The organism is Bacillus sp. 220_BSPC, from assembly GCF_001054655.1.
In the GTDB taxonomy this organism is placed as follows: Bacteria; Bacillota; Bacilli; order Bacillales; family DSM-1321; genus Peribacillus; species Peribacillus frigoritolerans.
Genome location: NZ_JVPL01000285.1, coordinates 18,193 through 40,331, shown reverse-complemented (window position 1 = coordinate 40,331; position 22,139 = coordinate 18,193). Strand labels below are relative to the sequence as shown.

At 36.2% G+C, this 22,139-nt stretch carries 24 protein-coding genes and 3 pseudogenes; 23 read left to right on the top strand and 4 right to left on the bottom strand.

Annotated features, from left to right (window positions below; all coding sequences use genetic code 11):
• Positions 1-103: 103 nt before the first annotated feature.
• Complete coding sequence (locus ADA55_RS22835; RefSeq protein WP_048687764.1) at positions 104-1,372, bottom strand: ATP-binding protein; 1,269 nt, start codon at positions 1,370-1,372, stop codon at positions 104-106.
• A 214-nt stretch (positions 1,373-1,586) separates the two neighbouring features.
• Here ADA55_RS22835 and ADA55_RS22830 point away from each other — a divergent pair, with 214 nt between their 5' ends.
• The 4 genes from ADA55_RS22830 (at position 1,587) to ADA55_RS29675 (ending at position 3,608) form a co-directional block, all read left to right on the top strand.
• Complete coding sequence (locus tag ADA55_RS22830; protein ID WP_048687762.1) at positions 1,587-2,048, top strand: SRPBCC family protein; 462 nt, start codon at positions 1,587-1,589, stop codon at positions 2,046-2,048.
• Positions 2,049-2,154: 106 nt separating this feature from the next.
• Positions 2,155-2,307 carry a hypothetical protein gene (locus ADA55_RS29680; RefSeq protein ID WP_153246168.1) on the top strand — a complete coding sequence of 51 codons (153 nt, stop codon included), beginning with the start codon at positions 2,155-2,157 and terminating at the stop codon, positions 2,305-2,307.
• Positions 2,308-2,950: 643 nt separating this feature from the next.
• Positions 2,951-3,277, top strand: coding sequence for a hypothetical protein (locus ADA55_RS22820; protein ID WP_048687757.1), 327 nt, complete (start codon positions 2,951-2,953; stop codon positions 3,275-3,277).
• Positions 3,204-3,608 (top strand): hypothetical protein, encoded by a 405-nt coding sequence (locus ADA55_RS29675; RefSeq protein ID WP_142398515.1) that lies wholly within the window; start codon positions 3,204-3,206, stop codon positions 3,606-3,608. Before ADA55_RS22820 ends, ADA55_RS29675 begins: the two co-directional genes overlap by 74 nt.
• A gap of 502 nt (positions 3,609-4,110) precedes the next feature.
• Here the strand turns inward: ADA55_RS29675 and ADA55_RS22810 are convergent.
• Positions 4,111-5,094, bottom strand: a complete 984-nt coding sequence (locus ADA55_RS22810) for an ornithine cyclodeaminase family protein (RefSeq protein WP_048687752.1) — start codon at positions 5,092-5,094, stop codon at positions 4,111-4,113.
• A gap of 34 nt (positions 5,095-5,128) precedes the next feature.
• Entirely contained in the window at positions 5,129-6,427 is a 1,299-nt protein-coding gene (locus ADA55_RS22805; RefSeq protein WP_048687750.1) for an MFS transporter, read from the bottom strand.
• A 164-nt stretch (positions 6,428-6,591) separates the two neighbouring features.
• Between ADA55_RS22805 and ADA55_RS22800 the strand changes: the two genes are divergently transcribed.
• The 3 genes and pseudogenes from ADA55_RS22800 (at position 6,592) to ADA55_RS29670 (ending at position 7,498) form a co-directional block, all read left to right on the top strand.
• Entirely contained in the window at positions 6,592-7,104 is a 513-nt protein-coding gene (locus ADA55_RS22800) for a helix-turn-helix domain-containing protein (protein ID WP_034309858.1), read from the top strand.
• Between the two features lie 65 nt (positions 7,105-7,169).
• A pseudogene (locus tag ADA55_RS31600) lies at positions 7,170-7,285 on the top strand (IS1595 family transposase); the annotation flags it as partial.
• Positions 7,286-7,333: 48 nt separating this feature from the next.
• Positions 7,334-7,498, top strand: coding sequence for a hypothetical protein (locus ADA55_RS29670; RefSeq protein WP_153246167.1), 165 nt, complete (start codon positions 7,334-7,336; stop codon positions 7,496-7,498).
• A 145-nt stretch (positions 7,499-7,643) separates the two neighbouring features.
• Here the strand turns inward: ADA55_RS29670 and ADA55_RS22795 are convergent, their stop codons facing one another.
• Positions 7,644-8,438 carry an alpha/beta hydrolase gene (locus tag ADA55_RS22795; protein ID WP_048687749.1) on the bottom strand — a complete coding sequence of 265 codons (795 nt, stop codon included), beginning with the start codon at positions 8,436-8,438 and terminating at the stop codon, positions 7,644-7,646.
• Between the two features lie 310 nt (positions 8,439-8,748).
• On the opposite strand from ADA55_RS22795, the gene ADA55_RS22790 reads away from it, so the two are divergent.
• The 16 genes and pseudogenes from ADA55_RS22790 (at position 8,749) to ADA55_RS22725 (ending at position 22,136) form a co-directional block, all read left to right on the top strand.
• A complete protein-coding gene (locus ADA55_RS22790) occupies positions 8,749-9,498 on the top strand; it encodes a methionine ABC transporter ATP-binding protein (RefSeq protein WP_053087455.1) in 750 nt (249 codons plus the stop codon).
• Complete coding sequence (locus ADA55_RS22785) at positions 9,491-10,153, top strand: methionine ABC transporter permease (RefSeq protein WP_048687747.1); 663 nt, start codon at positions 9,491-9,493, stop codon at positions 10,151-10,153. Before ADA55_RS22790 ends, ADA55_RS22785 begins: the two co-directional genes overlap by 8 nt.
• A gap of 18 nt (positions 10,154-10,171) precedes the next feature.
• The gene (locus ADA55_RS22780) at positions 10,172-10,999 is read left to right on the top strand and encodes a MetQ/NlpA family ABC transporter substrate-binding protein (protein WP_034309854.1); all 828 of its coding nucleotides are present in this window, start codon (positions 10,172-10,174) and stop codon (positions 10,997-10,999) included.
• Positions 11,000-11,305: 306 nt separating this feature from the next.
• Positions 11,306-13,102, top strand: coding sequence for a T7SS effector LXG polymorphic toxin (locus ADA55_RS22775; RefSeq protein WP_048687742.1), 1,797 nt, complete (start codon positions 11,306-11,308; stop codon positions 13,100-13,102).
• A gap of 18 nt (positions 13,103-13,120) precedes the next feature.
• Entirely contained in the window at positions 13,121-13,558 is a 438-nt protein-coding gene (locus ADA55_RS22770; RefSeq protein ID WP_048687740.1) for an SMI1/KNR4 family protein, read from the top strand.
• Between the two features lie 401 nt (positions 13,559-13,959).
• A complete protein-coding gene (locus tag ADA55_RS22765; RefSeq protein ID WP_048687739.1) occupies positions 13,960-14,478 on the top strand; it encodes an ankyrin repeat domain-containing protein in 519 nt (172 codons plus the stop codon).
• Between the two features lie 14 nt (positions 14,479-14,492).
• Positions 14,493-14,660 carry an HNH endonuclease gene (locus tag ADA55_RS28895; RefSeq protein ID WP_081088706.1) on the top strand — a complete coding sequence of 56 codons (168 nt, stop codon included), beginning with the start codon at positions 14,493-14,495 and terminating at the stop codon, positions 14,658-14,660.
• A gap of 4 nt (positions 14,661-14,664) precedes the next feature.
• On the top strand, positions 14,665-15,279 hold the full coding sequence (locus ADA55_RS22760; RefSeq protein ID WP_048687738.1) for an SMI1/KNR4 family protein: 615 nt from the start codon (positions 14,665-14,667) through the stop codon (positions 15,277-15,279).
• A 111-nt stretch (positions 15,280-15,390) separates the two neighbouring features.
• Positions 15,391-15,846, top strand: a complete 456-nt coding sequence (locus ADA55_RS22755) for an SMI1/KNR4 family protein (RefSeq protein WP_048687736.1) — start codon at positions 15,391-15,393, stop codon at positions 15,844-15,846.
• Between the two features lie 221 nt (positions 15,847-16,067).
• A complete protein-coding gene (locus tag ADA55_RS22750) occupies positions 16,068-16,571 on the top strand; it encodes an ankyrin repeat domain-containing protein (protein ID WP_048687734.1) in 504 nt (167 codons plus the stop codon).
• Positions 16,572-16,667: 96 nt separating this feature from the next.
• A pseudogene (locus ADA55_RS31525) lies at positions 16,668-16,757 on the top strand (HNH endonuclease); the annotation flags it as partial.
• A gap of 6 nt (positions 16,758-16,763) precedes the next feature.
• Complete coding sequence (locus ADA55_RS22745; protein ID WP_048687732.1) at positions 16,764-17,192, top strand: SMI1/KNR4 family protein; 429 nt, start codon at positions 16,764-16,766, stop codon at positions 17,190-17,192.
• Between the two features lie 44 nt (positions 17,193-17,236).
• On the top strand, positions 17,237-17,698 hold the full coding sequence (locus ADA55_RS22740) for a YrhA family protein (protein WP_048687730.1): 462 nt from the start codon (positions 17,237-17,239) through the stop codon (positions 17,696-17,698).
• Positions 17,699-17,911: 213 nt separating this feature from the next.
• Positions 17,912-18,341: pseudogene (locus ADA55_RS22735) on the top strand (SMI1/KNR4 family protein).
• 130 nt (positions 18,342-18,471) lie between these two features.
• Positions 18,472-19,026: a hypothetical protein gene (locus ADA55_RS22730; protein ID WP_048687729.1), complete on the top strand. Its 555-nt coding sequence runs from the start codon at positions 18,472-18,474 to the stop codon at positions 19,024-19,026.
• Between the two features lie 299 nt (positions 19,027-19,325).
• Entirely contained in the window at positions 19,326-22,136 is a 2,811-nt protein-coding gene (locus tag ADA55_RS22725; protein WP_048687728.1) for a DEAD/DEAH box helicase, read from the top strand.
• Positions 22,137-22,139 lie beyond the last annotated feature (3 nt).

Sequence of the window (22,139 nt, the reverse complement as noted above, 5' to 3'; positions counted from 1 at the left end):
GTGGAAATCAACGTCCAAATACAAGCCATAAAAATAGACAAACTCGATTTTCATCGAGTTTGTCTACTGTCTGAAAGTCCGCCGGTAATGGCGGACTTTTTTATTATTTTGCAGAATGATCTTCATGATAAACGGGAAGTGTTATTGAAATCGTTGTTCCCTTATTCAAAGCGCTAGTTAAATGAAGTGTACCATTCATCGTTTGGATGGTCTTGACAGCCACCATTGATCCCAACCCAGTCCCTTTTTCTTTGGAACTGTAATAAGGCTCGCCAAAACGATTTATTTGTTCCTTGTTCATTCCCACTCCATTGTCACTGATTTCGATAATGATATCGAAATTATTTACATAAGAAACAATATTAAGTTCCCCGCCATGTGGCATTGCCTCTATACCATTCTTGATGAGGTTTAGGAAGCATTGCTTGAAATGTTGAATATTCCCCCGGGTAATGGCTGGAGCCAACTGATTAGAAATAGTAACTAAATTCATGCTAGCCAATGGTTTGATCATTTCAATTACATACCCTATTTCACGGTTAATTGAAATATTATCCACTTTCTCAAGTGCAGGTTTTGCAAATGCTAAGTATTCACTAATTATGGATTCTGCACTATTAAGCTCCCTGACAACATGCTCTATATATTGTTCTTTTACATCCTGAGTCAGATCAGGGGTCTTTAGCAGTTGAACAAATCCTTTCACAACCGTTAAAGGATTTCTAACCTCATGTGAAATGCTGGCTGCAAGCTGACTGACTACCTCCATTTTTTCAAGCCTTATCATCTGTGTCCGGATTAAAATGGCATCCTTTAAAATTTCCATGATATAAACAGCTAAACCAATAATGAAAGGAGGGAGGATGATAAAGTAAAATACATACGCCTCCGTTATTCGAAAATAATCAGACATAGCGAGTGAAATGAAGCTCGTTAGTATTCCAAGAAATAAAATTAATAGTATCGAGCTATTAAGCTTATTTTTCCGATTGAAATTTTTGAATTTGGAAGAAAATAGAGCCGTTATAATAAAGATTACGATATATACAATTAACGTAAGTAAATTAAAGCCATAAAAAGCAAACCTAAAAGATAATATGATGACTAACAGAGCTGCCCCTACAGGCCAACCACCATAAAGGGTCCCTATTATAAAAGGAATTTGCCTGAGATCGTGGACACAATATTCATCGATATAAATAGGAAACTTCATACTTAATATAATAGGAATGCTCATGCATGCAGTAATAAGGGTCTTGCCATACTGACTTAACCTTTTGCCATGATCTATTAAAATGTAATAAATCAAAATACTTACTAAGATATAAAAAAGATTATCTAATATGTTTTGATTGATATAAATAAAATTCATAGGATTCTCCTGAAAAAGTAACCGTTTGGTTCATTATACAAGAATAACACCAAAAAAGAGAATCTTAATAAGTAATTTATTTACAGAACGGCATTTAAATTCAAAAAGAATTGGTTAATGTATCTAATGTAACTTGAATTATTTGCCGATTAATCAGTTCGGAATTTGGTTTTACATAATAAAGGAAATATAATAGAGGTAGAGGTGATTTTCATTGAAAAAGTGGACAAGGGAAATAGAAATAAACGCCCCAATTGAACAGGTATGGAAGTTTCTTGATGGTTCTGTAGAAAATATGCAAAAAATCATGCCTCAAGTAGTTGAACAAAAGCCGGTTAAAATAACGGAAGAAGTGGTTGGAAGCGTATATCGTCAAACATATAGAGAAGGAAAACGAACAGAAGAGTATGATATAGAAACATTGGAATATTTGAATGAGACAAATGAGAAAAAGCTTAAAGTAGGCTTCATACTTGCAAAAATGTTTGATATTACGGCTTTATATGAACTAAATAAAATCAATGACAATAGAACTTCCTTTACATATACAGTCACCAGTCGCCCATTAAAGTGGTTTTTGAAATTACTTTTAGTATTTGCCACCGATAAAGTGGTCGTTGAATTTTTAGATCGTGTCAAAAAGGTAGCTGAAGCGGAAACAAGTGGATCAGTATGAATTAAGTCAATCTTACGGAATCGAAAGAACAACACAAAAAAAGAATCCATCCTTTTTCATGATGGATTCTTTTTTATTTCTCGTGAAAGATTAGGGTGTAGGATACTTGACTGAACTTAGAGGTGGTTGCCCCAAAAAGGGAGTTGCTTCGGACGTTATTTTTTTAATGGTGGGACTGAACGACGTTTTAAGAAATACGAGAATAATAAGGTATGGTATCGGAGTAGGAGTAAAGGTAGGATTAGAAGAAGATAAGTAATTCTAAAAAACAGTGGTTAAACCAAAAATAAAATTTAGGTGGTGAATTTTGATATTGATGTCTACATATAAAGAGAGTTTTAAAAAGGCTTTAAATTTTGGATTATTATTTTATGCGATATTCATTGGATTAAGTGGAACAATAACTTTTTCAGTTCTATTACTTTGGGTTGTCCCAAAAGATCAAATATCAACAATATTAGTACCTTTACTTTTCATAGCCTTATTCCTCTACGGTTCTTGTGCCATATCTATACTTATTCGTTCAAAAATCAATAAAATATGAATGATTTTGAATTAAAACTTTTACTCTCGAGAAATGTTGGAAATGCAAACTATATGTATAAATTCTTAATCTTTCAAACCCTTGGCACTTCTAGTGTCAGGGGCTTTTTATTTGTGGGGGAAAGGTATCACATGAGAGGTGTAACGGGTTCACAGCTTTTTATCCCTCTTACTAATTTAATTGAGTAATAAATTTTTAAACTCTTTTTCGGTGAATCACAGAAAAGATGCCATATGTGAAAATCGTGAATTCAATTTTGGGACCTATCATTCTGAATTTATGGTTATTATGCCATTATGATAGAGCATCTATACGGCTGCTCATAAGAAATACTAACAGGAAGAGGAGGGGTGAAAAAATGGGTAAGGAAAAAGTTCGGTTACTTGCTTCACTATTATTTATAGTTAGTCTTTCTTTGATAGTTTCAGCTTGTTTTAATTTCAAGAAAGATATAAATTCGGAGGATAAAAAAAACCTAAAGGTAATTCAAATGGATGGTACTTTTGCTGTAGATGTGGATGATCCAAATGAAACTGTAGGTGATGCAGATTACGTTTTTATAGGCCGGGTTGATGAAGATGTTGACACTCTATACAAAGATCCTGTAACAATTGAAACTAGTGACGGTGCTAAAGAGGTTTCAATACCATATACAAATTACCAAGTTACTGTCCTGCCTGGGTGATCTAGTAACAGATACTTCCATACCTATTCAAAAGGCTGGAGGGATAAATGAAGACGGCTCTTTTGTTGTTTTGTATGAAGATGATACATTACCGGAAGAAGGAAAATCATATGTGTTTTTAGCGTATGCACAAGATGATGGTTCATTATTAGTATCAGGTCCAAATTCGAATGAATACGTTGAAGGTATTAAGCGAGATGTGACTAGTGAAAAAATGGAAAAAGGTAAAGCTTCTTTGAACGAGGAAGCCGCAGAGGTAGTTTCTGAGTATGAAAATGAAATACCTACGGATAGAGACCGTTCAGAATCTGAATTTGATGATAAGCAATAAAAATTAATATATTGTGTCCTTCTTTCATAAAACAACCCCTTTTTCTCCAACAATTCTTTGGGAAAAGGGGGTTGTTTACACTCTGAAAGGCTACTTACTAAAGAGAGGTATAAGTTTTCATGAATAATACAACTTTTAAAATAATTCTTTTAATATTACTAAGCATTTTAATAGTGGTTCAAATATTTATGACGACAGCAATATTTGATGTTGTCGACCAACTGATAGATATTGCTCAGACATTACCTGGTTTATTGAATCAATAAGGGGATCACGAAAACGACACTGCTATTTTAATTGGTAGTGTTTTTTATTTAGAGGATAGTCATAATAAAAAAAGCGGCCGTGATAAAGACTTGATCGCTTGTAAAAGATAAGGGTTATTTAAAAGGCCTTTCCGAAAGAAGGGTCTCTTATTTTAAAGATGAAATGTTACTGCAAGCTAAGGCAAATAAATAGGGTTGTTATTACATTCAGCGATAGCGAAATGTACAAGCTTCTGCTAAACCTCAATCTCCATTCCGATGTTCTGTTCTTTCGATTGGCGGTAAACACCTTTTGCTACAGCGAGGTCAAAGTAAGCGGCACCGACTGATTTGAAGAAGGTAATTTCCTCTTCATTTTCCCTGCCTGTTTTGGTCCTCATGACAAGTTCAAAAAGCTCTCCGTGAATATCATTAAACGACCAATTTCCCTGATTGGCTGCAGAAATGAGCTCTCCTGCTTCAGCCTTCACGCCCGCCAAATCGTCGACGATAATTTTAGCAGCGCGTGAAACCGTGGTATTATCCACTTCTTTCATATCCGGCAAGTAAGACCCGACCCCGTTAATGTGTGTGCCCGGCTTTAAATCGAGTCCATTAAATACTGGCTCGTTCGAGCGGGTTGCACAGCAAATGATATCTGCTTGGCGAACAGCTGCTGTAACATCTTCGCAAACTTCAAAAGGAACGGTTACTCCGAATGCCCGCAGCTTTTCACCGAATTTCTGCGCTTTCTCTGGTGTGCGATTTACTAATAAAATACGCTCAATGTCCCTTACGGCTAACACACCAATTGCTTGTTCAAAACCCATAGCTCCTGTTCCGATGATCGTGAGAACCCTGGCGTCTTTACGAGCAAGAAGGTCTGTGGCAATGCCGCTCAATGCCCCCGTTCTGAGACGTGTTAAATAGGAGGCATTCAACAATGCTAAGTGTTCGCCATTTTCTGCATCTGACAGCAAGATGACTCCTTGTGTTGTGGCCATCCCCCTTGAAGGATTCTTTGGAAAAATGGTAACGACTTTGACTGCCGAAACTTCTTCAGATAAATCAGCGCTTGGCATGTAAAGTGCCGATGCCTCGTGTTGAGGAAAAGCAAGCACCGTGCGATGAGGGTTGTCTATACTTTGAGTACCGTGTGCACGTAATACGGCCTTTACATCCGCAATTGCGTCCTTCATTCCATATGATTGGTGAATTTCCTTCTCACTTATAACCAACATTCAATTTTCCTCCTTGAAGTAAAAGAACCATAGATTACATGGCACTAGTATTATGCGTTTCGTCTAATTTCTGATTGCTGCGATCCTTAACTGCCCAAATCGCTGCTAATGACAGGACAGATGCAAAAATAATATAAAGGGCGACAGGAACATAGGAGTTATTAAACCTATTAAGTAAAGCCGTTGCAACTAGCGGCGCTGTTCCTCCTGCCAGAGCTGCTCCGATTTGATATCCAAGCGTGATGCCGGTATAACGAATCCTTGCATCGAAAATTTCCGAGAACATCGTTCCAAGAACAGCTGTGATGGGGGCCCAAATAACCCCTAAACCTATGACTGTTGCAACGATCAATATCAGTACCGATTTTTGCTGCAGCAACCAGAAGTATGGGAATGCAAACAGTGCCATCCCAATCGTTCCGCCTATAAACAGCTTTTTGCGGCCAATCTTATCAGATAACATCCCCATGAATGGTATTAAAATTGTCGTTATAATTGTTGCAATCATGACTGCAGTCAATGTAGCTGTCCGTGAGAAACCGAGATTTGCAGTAGCATATGATACGACAAACGTGCTGAAAATATAAAATGGAGCTGTTTCTACCACTTTGGCTCCCACGGCGATAAGCACTTCACGCCAATAATTCTTAAGAGTTTCTACAATCGGCAGCTTTGGAACTTCTCCTGATTCCTTCACTTTTTTGAAAGAAGGTGTTTCATCGATTCCTTTACGAATCCATAGGCCAAAAAATACTAACAGAGCACTAAAAATGAATGGTATACGCCATCCCCAAGTCATGAATGCGTTTTCAGGCAACAGTGTCATAATAGATAAGGCAACGGTTCCAAGCAGCATTCCTATAGTAACACCCATCTGAGGAATGGCCCCGAACAAGCCCCGTTTCTCAGCGGGAGCATATTCAACGGCCAATAATAGCGCGCCACCCCATTCACCGCCAATTCCCAGACCTTGTACTAATCGCAACGTGATTAATAAAATCGGCGCCCAAATCCCAACGGCTTGATACGTGGGAAGAAGTCCCATCCCAAATGTAGCGACACCCATTAAACTAAGTGTTATAACAAGGGTTTTCTTTCTCCCGATACGATCGCCAATATGGCTGAAGATCACTCCGCCAAAGGGGCGGATGAAGAATGCTAACGCAAAGGATGCATAGGAAAGCAACAGCCCTATTGTCGGATCCTCATTCACGAAGAATAGCTGATTAAACACGAGAGCTGCAACGGTCCCATATAAAAAATAGTCAAACCACTCAATCGAACTTCCGACTAAACTCGCGACTAATATTCGCCGCATTTGTTTCTTCTCCATCATGAGTCACCCCGTAAAAATTGAAGTGTCACTTCAATTTATTATTTCCTTTATTGTAAATAATTTATAATTTTCTGTCAATTATTTTATTAATGACGGAACATTCATTAAAATTTGTACTGTATAATGTAGCTAGATACTATGTAAAAAAAGGGGGCATCTCTATGCCTTTTGATTCAATCGGGGAAAAAATGAAGTCATTGAGGAAAGAGCGAAAACTAACATTAAAGAGCCTTGCTGAACAAACAGGCGTTTCAATCAGCTTTTTATCACAAGTAGAACGGGGTAAATCAAGCGTCACATTAGAGTCATTAAAAAAAATCGCTGATACATTGGATGTCAACCCAAGTTTCTTTTTTTCTGAGGACCGCTCCCAGGAAAATTCAGATTATAATCATGAACAATTTCACTATCAGAATTTATCCAGCGGCATTCGTGATGCTGTTTTTTCGCCTATTCTTGTCACCTTAAAGCCAGGTGAAAATAAAGGAAGCGCCTTTTCTCATAGCGGACATGAATTCTTATTCATTATCGAAGGGAAGTTAACAGTGGAAATAGAGGGAGAAAGAATGGAACTCCATGAACAGCAGTCGTTCATGTTCGATGCTCGAAAAGCCCATTACTGGTTTAACTTCTCGGATCAAAATGTCCGGTTTTTGGTGGTGTCGTCGAAATAACGTCACGGTGTTGTGGAATAAAAGTATATCCAGTTAACGAAGCATGCCGTACAAAAGGATAGATGTTAAACAGCAAGGAATATGAGAACACAATGTCGAATAAGAAAAATATGTTGTCGCCTCTTGTCTGTTTACTGTAAATGAAACAAACAGTAGGCTTCGACGAACGGCTTCGGTATAATCACGAAATTTCAGATAGGATATATTGAGTTCTGGAGGGAGCTGTATTATGCAAAAGGCAATCGTAGTTTATTATCTTACCGAAAAGAAGAATAACTTAAGTGATTTAAATCAACTTTTGCAAGAGGGATGGAAGGTTGTCTCTCAGAGTGCTATGTCAGGTGCAGGTGGCGGTGGAGCAGTTTATTCACTTGTTATAATAGAGAAAGATTAGGAAACAAAGCTTCGGGATTCATTGCCACTAACCGGAAATGATAGTTCAATTAACCGCCTATTCAAAGGGCGGTTTTCTTCCCCCAAGAGTGGAGGGAAATCACCACATTCTTGGGGGCTATTGTGATGCAGTCGATTAAGACTAATCATCGATCCATCGTTTCGTTCCTAGTTTCTATGCCATATAACCAGTGAAGTGACTGAATGAAGTAGTTAGTAAAGAATAGGTCATCATGAGTTCCTTTTGGATCTGACGCAAATAATAGGTTAGATTCCGAATAGCCTTCCTTGGTAAATTCAAGGTGGGCTTTCTTCGTGTAGTCAACCATATGCTTTTGTATCGTTTCTTTATAAATTCCCTCTAATTCCCCGACATATAAATAGAGCCGATGATTTTGACGATTCACAGTTGGTTTGAGATGGATATTTCCTTGCCGTTCAATCTTTTCCCCTTGAAGATAGCGAAGAACGTCCTCGTACCAAAAGGAAGCTGATAATGAGATATATTGATGGAATACCTCTGGATAATAATAGGAGGCGAAAATCGAAACAAGTCCTCCAAGTGAGCAGCCGGAAATAGCTGTATGTGAAGGCTCGGGATTGGTAGCATAATGGGCATCTATATATGGCTTTATTTCGGTTACGACAGTATGTAAATAAACCTGCGCTCGCCCTTCAAAGGTGGAAGCATGCGGTGCAAGTGATGGTGCTTCCCACGGCGTATAGTCATTTTTGCGATCAATGGGTTCAATTCCAATAACGATAAGCGGTTCAATTTGCCCTGAAAGAATTAAATGATCGATATAGTTTGAAGCTTGTTTGGCAGTTTCTCCACCATCATGCATATAGATCGTTCGGTATTTCTTGGTTTGATCGTAACCTGAGGGCAAGATGACACATACCTCATAGTTGGCAATTTTCTCATCAAGGTATCGAATCATGTATTTTCCACCACGTCCTTTAGAACATTCGTATTTTTGAAGTTTAGAAAAAATAAATGATAATGATAACCATTATCATTTATAATTATAATACACTCTCAGTTATTTTGAAAGGAATAATCCGATTATCTAAGAATGGCAGCCAATAGAAAGAGGGAGCTTAATAGGGTTGGAAGTCTTTAACTGTTAATTTGTGTCTTTGCATTAGGTCCTCATTAGTTGATAAAATGATTTATCAGCTGTGTTTCTTTGATGAAACGATAATGTGGAGCGGTATGCTTACCTTTCAACAAATAGAAAGTGGGATTTTATGATTAACCTGGATCAAGTGAGTAAAAAATTTTCACAATTTCAGGCTATTGAGTCTGTTACTTTAACAATACCTAAAGGTGAAATTCATGGAATAATCGGAGCAAGCGGAGCAGGGAAGTCAACGTTGCTGCGGCTAATGAATTTGTTGGAGACCCCAGATGCGGGCGAAGTGGAGGTAAACGGCCAAAGGTTGACAACATTGAACAATAAAGCACTTCGAGGGGCACGGAAGTCGATTGGCATGATCTTTCAGCATTTTAATCTTGTGGCAAATAAAACGGTTTATTACAATGTGGCAGCCTCTTTAGAGCTGGCAAATTACCCAAAGAAGGAACGTCGGAGCCGTGTTGTAGAGTGTCTCCAATTTGTCGGATTGGAGGGTGAGATGGAGAGATATCCGGCACAATTAAGCGGGGGACAAAAGCAGCGTGTTGCCATTGCAAGGGCATTGGCAAATAACCCGCAAGTGTTATTATGTGATGAACCGACCTCTTCCCTTGATCCAAATACAACCGCTGAAATATTAGACGTGCTAGAAAACATAAACAAACGGTTCGGTGTGACGATTGTCATTGTTAGTCATGAGCTGGATGTCATTAAAAGTATATGCAATCGTGTATCGATCATGGCAGAGGGAGAGATTTATGACACGGTCATAATCGAACCAACCGGGATTCAAAAAAAGGATAATCGTCCAGAATACTTTATCGAACAATTAGCAGAGAATGGTGGGCTGGGCCATGCCTGAGATTTTAGTTCAATATGAGGCAGAAATTTGGCAGTCGATTGGAGAAACCATTACCATGGTGGGTGTGTCCATTTTAGCTGCGATTTTGATTGGATTGCCTGTCGGGACCTTGCTATTTCTTTGTAGGAAGGGTCATTTGCTTGAAAACCCGTGGGCTTTCTCGATTTTGAATTTATTCGTGAATATTATCCGTTCATTCCCATTTTTGTTATTGGTTGTTTTTTTAATCCCGTTTACAAGGCTCTTAATCGGCACAGCCATTGGTACAGCAGCTGCTTGCGTTCCATTAGCGATCATCGCCATTGCCCATTATTCGCGATTGGTCGAGCAATCTTTATTGGATGTTCCAAAGGGTGTGATCGAGGCAGCCATTTCCATGGGGGCTTCGGTTAAGGATGTCATATTTAAATTTCTTTACGTGGAAGCTCGTTCAGGGCTAGTACTCGGACTAACAACATCGATTATCAGCTTTATTTCCTATTCAACGATCATGGGAGTGGTCGGAGGCGGGGGTATCGGCGACTTTGCCATCAGGTATGGCTATCAGCAGTTTAAAACAGAGCTAATGATTTATATGATTATCATTATGATTATTCTTGTACAGCTTATCCAATTCATTGGAACGACAATAGCTAGAATGATTGATAAAAGATAAATAATGGAGGGAAACATCATGAAAAAAATACTCTTTCTCATGGCAGCAATTATGTTGTTTTTAGTAGGGTGTGGAAAGACGAATGAAGTAAAAGAGAAAGAAAATACGCAGAATCAGGAAAAGGAAGAGGTTACATTGAAAGTGGCCTCACTCATTCCCCCAATGACGGAAATCCTTGAGCTTGTTAAACCAAAGCTGGCAGAGGAGGGCATTAACCTGGAAATGGTTGTATTAAGTGATAATGTCCAGCCTAACACCGCACTAGCGGCAAAAGAAGTGGATGTGAACTTCTTCCAACACGTTCCATATATGGAGGAATTCAATCGAAACAAAAATGCCGAGCTAGTACCAGTGAAACCCATTTATTTTGCCAATTATGGTGTGTACTCCAAAGAATACGATTCAATGGATAAATTGCCAGAGGGTGCCGTTATTGCCATTGCAAATGATGTGTCGAATATCGATCGCTCATTGGCCTTGCTGGCACAGCATAAAGTTATCACTTTAAAGGAAAAAAAGGGTCCATACTATACAATGTCTGATATCACTGAGAACCCTAAAAACTATAAGTTTAAAGAAGTGGATTTATTAATGCTAGCGAGAACGTATGATGAAGCAGATGCGATCGTGATAACACCTGCTTACGCTGCACCGCTTGGTTTGACACCAAAAAATGACGCCCTTCTCACAGAAGGTGTTGAAAATGACTTTGCGATTACATTAGTGGCACGCAAGGATAACGTGGATTCCGAGCCAGTCCAAAAGTTGGCCAAGGCCATGACAAGCCCGGAGGTACGCAAATTTTTAGAAGAGAAATATAGTGAAACGGCCATTCCGGCATTTTGACTTTGATACAAAAAAAGGGCTATTCCTTCAACAGGAATAGCCCTTATTTGCGTTTCAGTGTAACTTTGTGATCACCCATCGTCTAGCTGGCTCCTGGACAGCATATTTTTGTTCGATATTACAAAGCTTAAGGAAATATTCTAATATCCTACCTTCTTTATACTATAAATCCGTTTAATAAAAAGTCCCTTCATTTCTTGAATAAATATAGAAACTCTTCTAAAATATATTTAGTCCATAATTTTACAGTGAATAAAAATATTACATAGAAATGAATAAGAAAAGAAGTTGAAAGGACTTTCCATTATGTCGATGACTTACGAATCTCAAACACTAGTTTCTGCCATGCAAACGCGTGTCGGACAATATAAGGACCTGAAAGAACAGCTCACGGAATTGAAAAAAGGATTTGAGAGCATCGTTCATTTGGATGATGAGCTGCAGGGGCAAGGTGCAGAGGCCATTAAAGGGTTTTACAAAGCACAGATCGATGTCGTGGATTCTTGGCTGCGCCTGATCAATCGGCATGTTGCCTTTTTAAGCGGAATTCAAGGAGATACAATCGAAGCGAACCTTAGCGAAACCGTGGTTACGGTCCCATTTTTAGAGGAAGAGCTGACAAATGCGACTCGAAATTCCAAGGAAATGGTCACAGCCCAGAAAAATGATCTGAAAAAAATATTGGCTGGAATTGATGATCTCATTCAGTTAGAGCCTTTTTCCGATGATGCGTTCTTTGAAAATATCGAGAAAGCTGAAACAAAACGGACCCAAACGATAGACAAGGTAAACGAAATCGACCATAAGTGGACGGCTGAATATGCCAAATCCGAAGAGGACCAAGCGGCAGTGATGGCACTCATGGAGCAACTGAAAATATCCAGTACAAGGGGAGGAGTAGTATCCCCGCTATATTTTAATGCAGCAGCCTATAAAAATAGTGAAGCCTATAAAAACCTGGAAGTAAGGAAAAAAGAAACCGCGCAATATCTCAAAGTTAAGAAAGAAGAGGCGGAGAATCGCCTGATCAAAGACTTGAAGGCACAACTCGATCATGTAACAGATCCTGATGAGTTCCTCAAAATCGCCAAGCAGATCGGGTACGAAAACTTAGCGCCCACCCAGCAGCAATATGTCATGCAGCTAGAAGCGGCTAAGCAAACCGCAGACATTGCAAAAGGAATCGGCGTAGGCCTTTATGATGTAGGTAAAGACTTTGTGACAGGAGTTTGGGACTTTGTCACAGATCCCGGGGAAACAGTTGAAGGTGTAGCAAACTCAATCATGCACCCGGTTCAAACCTATAAATATATATCCAAGTCCATCTCCGACTCATATGAAAGAGATATGGTAAATGGCGATGCCTATTCGCGGTCTCATTGGGTAACCTATGCCCTCGGAACAGTCGTCACATCTGTAGTCGGAACAAAAGGCGCGGGTGCTGTAGCGAAGACTGGGGTAGCAACTACAAAAGCCGCTGCAGTAAAAGGTGCAACGAAGGCAAAAGAACTAGTTTCCATCCCTAACCTATTGCCATACAATCCTAAAAACCAACTGTCGTTGGCAGGTGGAGTACCTTATAATGTGGTTAATGGTGCGGGATTGAAGGATCAGTTAATTTCAATGGCGAAAGTGGAGTCTGAAGTTAGTGGTAGGGGTAGGTTAAATGTAGAAGATGTCACTAAAGAGATTTTGAGGACTAAACCAATGAACTCTCCTATACCTGAAAAGTGGTATAAAAAGGGCGGGAAAATCTCTATCGATGATAACGGCACTTGGACTTATATTAACAAGTCTGGAATATCAGTAAGTTATCCAAATGGTTATCCTGATTTTACACCCTATGTACATCCAAATGTTGAGCCGGTTAAAATCGAGGTACATTCGCCTAAGAATAATCCAAAAGACTTTGAAAATGCAAATATAGCGGCTAAACTTAGTAAAGATACTGATCCTCCAATAATTGATATTAGGAAACCACCAGAAGGGTATACATGGCATCATCATCAAGATGGAAAAACGATGATGCTAGTAGATGAAGATATTCATAGAGAGTTTAGACACATTGGTGGTCAATCTAAAGTTAATGGAAAAAATAAGTAAGATTAGAGGAGTGCGAATATGACAAAAATGAGTAGCAAAAATCCAAAGATTTCCCTACAAGATATAAAACAATTTGAACAAGAGTACGATGTTACGCTACCTAATCAATATGTTGATTTTCTACTAGAATACAATGGGGGATATCCTGAAGAATCTAACTTCAAAATATCTGATGATGAAGGAGAAAGTTTAGTTAATAAGTTTTATGGAATTGGGGATATGAAGAGTAATTTATCTAAAGTTTTTGAGGTTTTAGAAGGAGAAATACCGGAAGATTTTATTTCAATTGCTAATGACCCAGGAGGGAATGAAATTTTATTAGGAGTTAGTGGAGAATACCAAGGAAAGATCTATTTTTGGATTCATGATATAGAACCAGAGGAAGAAATGGGCAATATGTTTATCCTTGCAGATAGTTTTGATGAGTTCTTTAATAACCTATATTTATCTAAATAATGATACTAATGGGAAGCTACATTTATCCGTTTTGAGCAAACCTAGAGTTTTTAACAATATAAGTTATGACAATTGCGAAAGATAGCTAGGCGAGATGACATTTTAAGTTTACGAATTATCGTTACAAGGAACAAACTTTAAACCTACGATTTAAGCAAGCTCGTTGGTTTAAAGATAAGGTTTGTAATGAATTACTTTATATAGCTAACGATAAAGCATTTGATTGTCTTTGAGGCAACAGGTGCTTTTTGTTTTATTTTTTGAATTTTAATTAAAGGAAAACATAATATTAAATCTTTAGATAATTTTAAAAATCAATTGAAAGCAGTCTTTACGGCGGGTTCAGACTTAGATGATACTATTGATATTCTAGAAGACGTTGGAAATAAAGGAGAAACTAAATGGATAAAACTCAAATTTCGAAAGACATTAGAGGTGCGATAAAAAGTGGCCAAACGGATACGGTAAGAGATTTACTCGAGAAAGAACCAGAAATGTTAACATGGATGACGCCCTTTGGTACATGGTTACATATAGCAGCAACTCATGGGCATTTAGAAATGATAAAATATCTTATTAATGCCGGGATAGATGCTAATGCACAGCGGGGAACTTTTTCTACAAATGCCCTTGAAAGAGCAGCTACAAAAGGCCATTTAGATATTGCCGAATATCTCATTAACCAGAATGTTGAGATGGATACTAGTGAACCAGATAGAAATCCACTGTTTGCTGCAATATATGGTGGTCATTTTGAGATTGTTAAATTGTTAGTTGAGAATAATATAGATATAACCATAAAATACTCTGGTGACAACATGAAAGATATGGATGCTTATGCATTTGCCATTGATAGAGGACAAACAGAAATTGCTGACTATTTAAAGCAGAAGATGGATTTGAAGGGGACTTCAAGTTAGTCTATGAAAAATTAATGAAAGCCAAAGGGTTTTGTAGTCAAAATCAGGCGAAAAACTGGCTGAGAGAAAAAGGTCTAACACCACACCATGCAGATGACGTTACTATACAGTTAATACCTACAAAGTTACATGAAAATATACCACACATTGGTGCTGCATCAGGTTTAAGAGGAGGGATTTGAATTTTTGGGTAACAATTATATAAATCAAATAGAAAATAAATTAAACACCTTAAATATTAAGAAACAAGAAGTCTTTTCTTTAAATTCAAGAGAAAATCAGATTAAGAAAATAGAGACGATGTATGATATTTTCATTCCAAAGGATTATAAGGAGTTTCTTCTTAACTATGATGAAACTTTTTTTGAAAATGAGGTAACGTATAAACCGATTGAGACATCACCTTGGACATCTAAGGAGGGCACTCAAGTATTTGAAGGTCTTTATGGATTAGCTGGTGAAAATAATTTATTCGACCAAATAGAAGGTTATTTAAATCGGATGCCAAATTGTATGATTCCAATTGGGGAAAGCCCGGGAGGAAATTTAATCTGCTTAGGAGTAAAGGAAAGCATTATAAGTAAAGTTTATTTCTGGAACCATGAAAATGAACGCGAAGCTAAAATAATGGTAGGAATAGAAGATGCTTCGGATGAGATTAACTCATATTGGGATAATATACATCTTGTATCGAAAACATTTTTAGGTTTTTTAAGTGGATTAGAATTAATTAATGAAACTGAGAATATTGATGTTGATGACGTAGAGCTGTGGCTAGATGATGAATTATTAGATGATTAAATTGTTCGCATTAAATTGGTTAACAGTATTATTATGTTTCCTTTTCGATGGATAGCACCAACCATATAATTGAAAGGACTTTTAAAAATTCAAGATTAGTAGGTGATTTTGGTGAAATATTCAGCTTTACAGGAATTTATTAAGCGGTATGGAAAAGATGATGATTTTACAGGTGGAGTAAGTGATGAAAAAGTTAGAGAAACTGAACTAAAACTACAGGTCTCTTTACCGGAAAGTTACAAGTGGTTTTTAAGAAACTATGGTTTTGGTGGACTCTTTGGAGTGAGAATAATTGGATATGGTTATACGGGTCCAGCAGTAGTAGATGCTACCAGAGGTCATCAAAAGTATTATGATTTAATAGATGGACTTGTGGTTATAGAAGATATTGATGAATTTGCCTATTGCCTCGATACTAATAAAATGAAAAATGGAGAATGTCCAGTTATTATGTGGGATAACCAAGAGGGATATGGTTTTACCGCAGCTGATAATTTCCTAGACTATTTGATCGAAAGTCTTGAAGAGGCAAAAGAAAACTGGGATGAAGATGAAGAAGATTGGTAATAAAGTAAGAAATGTTTTTATAAAAGAAGAAGTGGATAGAGCCTTTCGAAATCAAAGGGACTATCCATTTTTTATTCATTTCGAGGGCACCCAATGCCGTAATAAGACAACATAGTATTGATGATTTGGGGAATGTTTTGTACCGTAAAATGCTGTTGAAGCTCTTGAAGAATTAGGTGAATTAACCAGTAGAAGAAAATTGAAAGTAAGGAGAATATGTTTTGGATAAAAAAAGTATGAACAAAGCAATAAGGAATGCAATTAAACTTGGTGATATTAATGAAGTAAAGCGTTTAATAGGCGATAATCTAGAATCTTTACATACAATGACCCCATTTGGTACGTGGTTACATGTTGCAGCAAAGAAAGGGCATTTTGATATAGTAGAATATCTGATCCATAAAGGAATCGATGTCAATACAAAAGGTGATATATTTGATGCTTCTCCTTTAAATGTGGCTGCAGGAGCGGGGCATTTGGAGATAGTAAAGTATTTATTAGAGGCTGGAGCAGAATTAGATGAGAGCTTAGCGAAAAGAAATCCATTATTTGGAGCGATTTATGGTGGGCATAAAGAAGTAGTTGAGCTTCTAGTTGAAAAAGGAATAGATTTTTCAATTAGATATACGGGAGAGAGTATTAAGAATATGGATGCATATGAATATGCTAGAGAATTTGGTCAAACGGAAATTGCTGAATATTTAAAGCAGAAGATGGATGAATAGGAATAGAAAAGAAAAGAGACTAATTATTTAATTGTCATGATATATAAAGGGTGTCATACTGCTACTTTTAAAAAAAACAGATAAACTTAGATTATTAATATACATCCTGCCAAATTTCCTGATGAACATCAGGCAGGCATTCATGGTAAAGGATCTCCAACAAATAAATTTTTTCCAAGGAGGTAATTGATTTTGGCTAAATTTGATTATATAAAAAATAATCATAAGTTTTTTCCATTAAAAGAAAAAGAACTTATAGAAGCAGAGCAAAGACTCGGATTTAAATTTCCCCCTGAACTAAGGGAGTTATACTTAGAAGTTGGTTATGGTTTTTTTAAAGGCAATAATGAGAATTCAATAAGTAGATTAATGGATCCTGATACTATTGCAGATATTACACTAAGGGAAGGTATCTATGAGTATGACCCTGACTTAGAGGGGATTTATGAAGAAGCAGACAAACTTGTTTTTTATGAAGTAAACGAGGGTGTATATTTAACACTTGATTTAAATGATACTCAAAAGACCTCTGTACACTACTTTGACAATAAAATAGCTGATTCATTAGAGAATTTTATAAAAAAAGTTGATGAAGACAATGAATACTTTTTTGATATTTGAGGATGAAGTTTACCAAAACGGCTTTAAAGAAAGGAAGAGTAGATATGCCCCAGTGGAAAGAATTATTGATAGAAGTAGAAAAAATTGAAATTAAATATGATAGTTCACTTAGGAATCCTGTATCAAATTCAGAAATTATTAAAATGAAACAAACCATTCAGAAGAGACTAGGAAACATTATTATTCCTGAGTCGTATATTGACTTTCTAAAGAATGTAAATGGATTAGACTTTAACGGATTAGTAATCTATGGTGTTGATGAAACGCTACTTGATAACGAAGGAGATGAAGAGGTTCAGGGGTTTATTGAAACAAACGAGCTTTGGTATGAAAATGATTGGCAAAAGCAATACATATTTTTGGGGGATTCTGATACTGCATGGTTTTGTTACGACCTAAATGAGAGAGTATATGTAGAACTTGATAAACCCTCTGGAACTTTAATTCAGTTCTTTTATAGTTTCGATTCTATGTTGAGTGATGCACTTGAAGCAAGCCTTCTGTAATTCTATAAGTCGAAAGTTATAAAGAAGGATCATATAATGCTGGGATTGGGTGACTAGAACAAAGAAAAGCATTTAATTGTCCAATATAGGCAACAAATGCTTTTTTGTTAATAAACCAAAACACCATTCACAACAAAAAGCATTGGGCTATCAATTAGGTATCATACATAAGTGGATAACAAGGGGACGAGAAGCTTTAGGAGGGAATTTAAAATGAGTATTTTGCCTGAGAAATTAGATCAAGTTCTAGGAGAGGACATTTATAAACGTGAAGATAAAAGTAAAGTAAATGAGGCTTTAAATAGTTTAGAAGTAGATGTATCAGTTACATTCCGTGAATTCTATTATTATTATGCTGGACCTTTTTGGGAAGAGTTTGTACCTTTTGAGTTACTTGATATCGTAGATGAAGAGAATAATATTGAGTCGTATACATTTATTTCCCGAGAAGAGCGTGGCTTTACGAAAAAGTATTTAATTTTAAGGCGAAATTTCAGCAAATGCTGTATTAGTCCTTGATACTGTAACGGATAAAGTCTTTATGGTGAATTTTGAGGACGGGGATGAGCTGCTTTTAAAAGGAGAATTAAAAGAAACGTGGCCTACATTTTATGAATTTTTAAAAGCATATTTTAACTGTTAGTAGAAGAAGAAGTTCTGCCGATTATCTAAGACATGCCTTCAGGTTTAAGTGAAAATTAAATGGGAAGATAAAATGTATTGGGAAACGTTGGTAGTTTGCCTGAAATGTGCATAAAAGGATGTGGTTATAAATGAATAATGAAAGACATCTTAAATCAGAAACTCCAATATTAGGAACAGACCATACTATTTTAGATTTCTGGAAATGGGGATTTTCAAATATTCTAACAAACAACCTAAGGGGAATTTTTGCTGAGTTTTTAATTGGAACTGCTCTTGGCTGTTTAAATCAATTACGAGTTGAATGGGATGCATATGATTTAGTTTATAAAGGCATGAAAATCGAGGTGAAATCTTCTGCATATATCCAAGCATGGCATAAGGAAAAATATTCAAACATCAGTTTTAGTATTGGGGCAAAAAAAGAATATGATTATACAACAAATAAATATAACCCGACCGTAAAACGGAATGCTGATATATATGTCTTTTGTTTACTAAAAGAGAAAAACTTAGAATTAATTGAACCATTAAATACGGCACAATGGGAATTTTATTTAGCATTAACTAAAGACTTAGATATATATTTTCCTAATCAAAAAACAATATCTTTAAATTCACTAAAAAAAATAGCTCACTCAAGTACATATGAAGAATTAAAACAGATAATAGATGGTCTATTGTAAGAGTTTTTTTACGATTCTTGGTGTTTTGGAATAATAACAATTAAGGATAATTAAGATAAATAATATATCAGCATAAATGGTCTTTTAAGAAATATGTATTATAAAAGATAAAGACTTACTAAAACTACTTGATGAAGTAAGAATAGAATATATTTTCCTATCTGATAAAATAGTTGAAGAGAAAACTATCGCCTATAGAAACAAGCCAGAGTAATGTATTATTGTTCAACGATTTATTGAATATTTAATTTAGATCTAAAGAATTCTCTTATTTATATAAGCACAGTCAGGAGCAAATCATGGACATCGAGAAAAAGCTAATTGTCAATTCAGACAAGGGTAATTTATTAAATGAATTAATCTCTTCTATAAAGGAGTGTGAAAAGTTTTATTTCAGCGTGGCCTTTATTAATTATAGTGGTCTTCAGTTGTTGTTGGATACTTTCAAAAACGCGGAAAAAAGGGGCGTTAAGGGGAAGATTATTACTTCTACTTATCTGAATTTTACTGAAGCGAAGGCTTTAAAGAAAATAAATGAGTTTAGTAATATCCATTTGAAGGTTTTTGAAACAGATAAGGCGATTGGTTTTCATACGAAAGCGTATATTTTTGAATTTAAGGATAGTTATAAGGTGATTATTGGTTCTTCTAATATTACTCAAAGTGCACTTAAGAGTAATATTGAGTGGAACGTTGAGATCATTGCTAAAGAGGATGCTCAATTTCTGAAAGATGTTTTAAAGGAATATGATGGCTTATGGAATAGTAGTGTTGTAGCCGATGACAATTTCATTAGTAAGTATGAAGAGTTTTTGAGTAAATTAAAGGGCTTTACGAATACTCAGCAATTTATTTATGAAAGCTCTGAATATATTATTCCTAATAACATGCAAAAACGTGCAGTTGAAAACCTTGAGAGAATTAGATCGTTTGGGGAAAAGAAGGCCTTAGTTATAGCAGCAACAGGGACGGGTAAAACGTATATGTCTGCTTTTGACGTAAAGGGATTCAAGCCTAAAAGATTGTTGTTCATTGTACATAGAGAAGAAATATTAAAAAAAGCAAAAGAGACCTTTGAAAAGCTCCTTCCGAATGAAAAACTGACATTTGGATTACTGACTGGGAATCAAAAGCAAAAAAATGCTGATTATATTTTTTCTACCATACAAACTTTGTCTAAATGCTACGAGGAATTTAAACGAGACGAATTTGATTATATTATTTTTGATGAGGCTCATCATGCGACAAGCCCTAGCTATCAAGCAGTGCTAGAATATTTCGACCCACATTTCACATTAGGGATGACAGCTACTCCAGAGAGAAGCGATCAACAAAATGTTTTTGACCTATTTGATAATAATGTTGCGTTGGAAGTTCGTTTACATGAAGCTTTAGAGGATGAACTGGTTATTCCATTTCATTATTTTGGTATTACCGACATTGAGGGAATTGATTTAAGTGATGTAGATATTGACGATGTAGCGGAGATAACGAAGCGATTAAAGGTTAACGAGAGAGTCGACTTTATTATTAAGAATATGAATTTCTATGGCCATGACGGGGACAAAAGAAAAGGTCTAGGTTTTTGCGTAACCGTTGAACATGCACAATATATGGCACAAGAATTTAATAGTAGGGGTATTCGAAGTATTTGTTTATCTGGAAATGACTCAGTTGAACTAAGATCACATTATATAAATAGATTAGAAGATGATCAGGATGACTTAGAATTTATTTTTACGGTTGATATTTTTAATGAGGGTGTTGATATTCCTTCTGTAAATACCGTATTAATGTTAAGACCTACTAATTCTCCGATCGTTTTTATTCAACAGCTAGGACGAGGGCTTCGTAAACATAAAGAAAAGAGTTTCCTAACAGTCCTTGATTTTATCGGGAATCATAGTAAATCGTTCTTAATTGCCATCGCTTTGAATGGTAGTCGATATTATGATAAAGAGAGTTTGAAGGTTGCTATTGCAACTGGCTTTGCAAATATTCCAGGGTGTACGCATATTCAAATGGATAAAATTTCTGAAGAACGGATATTAGCGCAAATTGATAAGGAAAACTTTAATTCTTTGAAGTATTTGAAGGAAGAGTACTTTGAGTTTAAGAAAATGAATCAAGGTAAAACTCCTTTATTATTAATGGATTATATGAAATTTGATGGAGCTCCAGATCCGATTAAGTTTATTAATCGCGAAAAAACATATTTGCAATTTGTAGCAAAAGTAGAAAAAGAAGATTCCTTGAAAAGGCTATTACTAGACGAAGCTTTTGAAGGAGTATTAAGGGAATTATCGAGTAAGCTACCTTTAAAGCGAGTGTATGAATTTGCGATTGCTAAATATCTATTGGACCATAATGAGATTTCTTTAGAAACCGCAAAATGTGAGATATTGAAGTTGGTTAAAGAGGTAGATGAAGATAGTATATTGCATGCCTTGCAGTGTCTAAATCAGGATTTTTATGATCCTGGTCAGAAAAAGAGGAACTTGAAGTTATTTGCTCTTGAAAATGGTCATTTAACTAAGACAGCTTCTTATCAAAAGGTTCTACAGAATGATGAATATAGAACGTATATCGAAGATCTTATTATTTATGGGATCTTTAGATATGAAAAGGAATTTAAAGAAGACTACTATGGTGTGCCACATTTGAAGCTGTATGAGCAATATCAAATGGGTGATGCCGCATTACTATCAAATTATCGCAAAAGCCACAGTGCTTTTAGGGGTTCTGGTCTACTTTCAAATGGAAATGACTATTTCTTATTTATTGATTTGCACAAGGAAGAAGATATTAAAGAGAGCATTAATTACCACGATGAATTTATAAACGAACGCATTTTTCAATGGCAGACACCAAATAGTACAGCCCCAAGTTCTGAGAGAGGAAAGAATATTGTTTTCAATCAGGATAGAGGGATACATTTACATTTATTTATTAGAAAGTATAAAGAAATAGATGGTAAGACAGAGCCTTATATTTACATCGGGAAGGGTAACACCGTGGAATATGAAGGGGAAAAGCCGATTACCGTTACAATGGAATTAGACAATGAAGTTCCAGCTAGTTTATATACGGAGTTCACTAAAAGAGTATAGTCT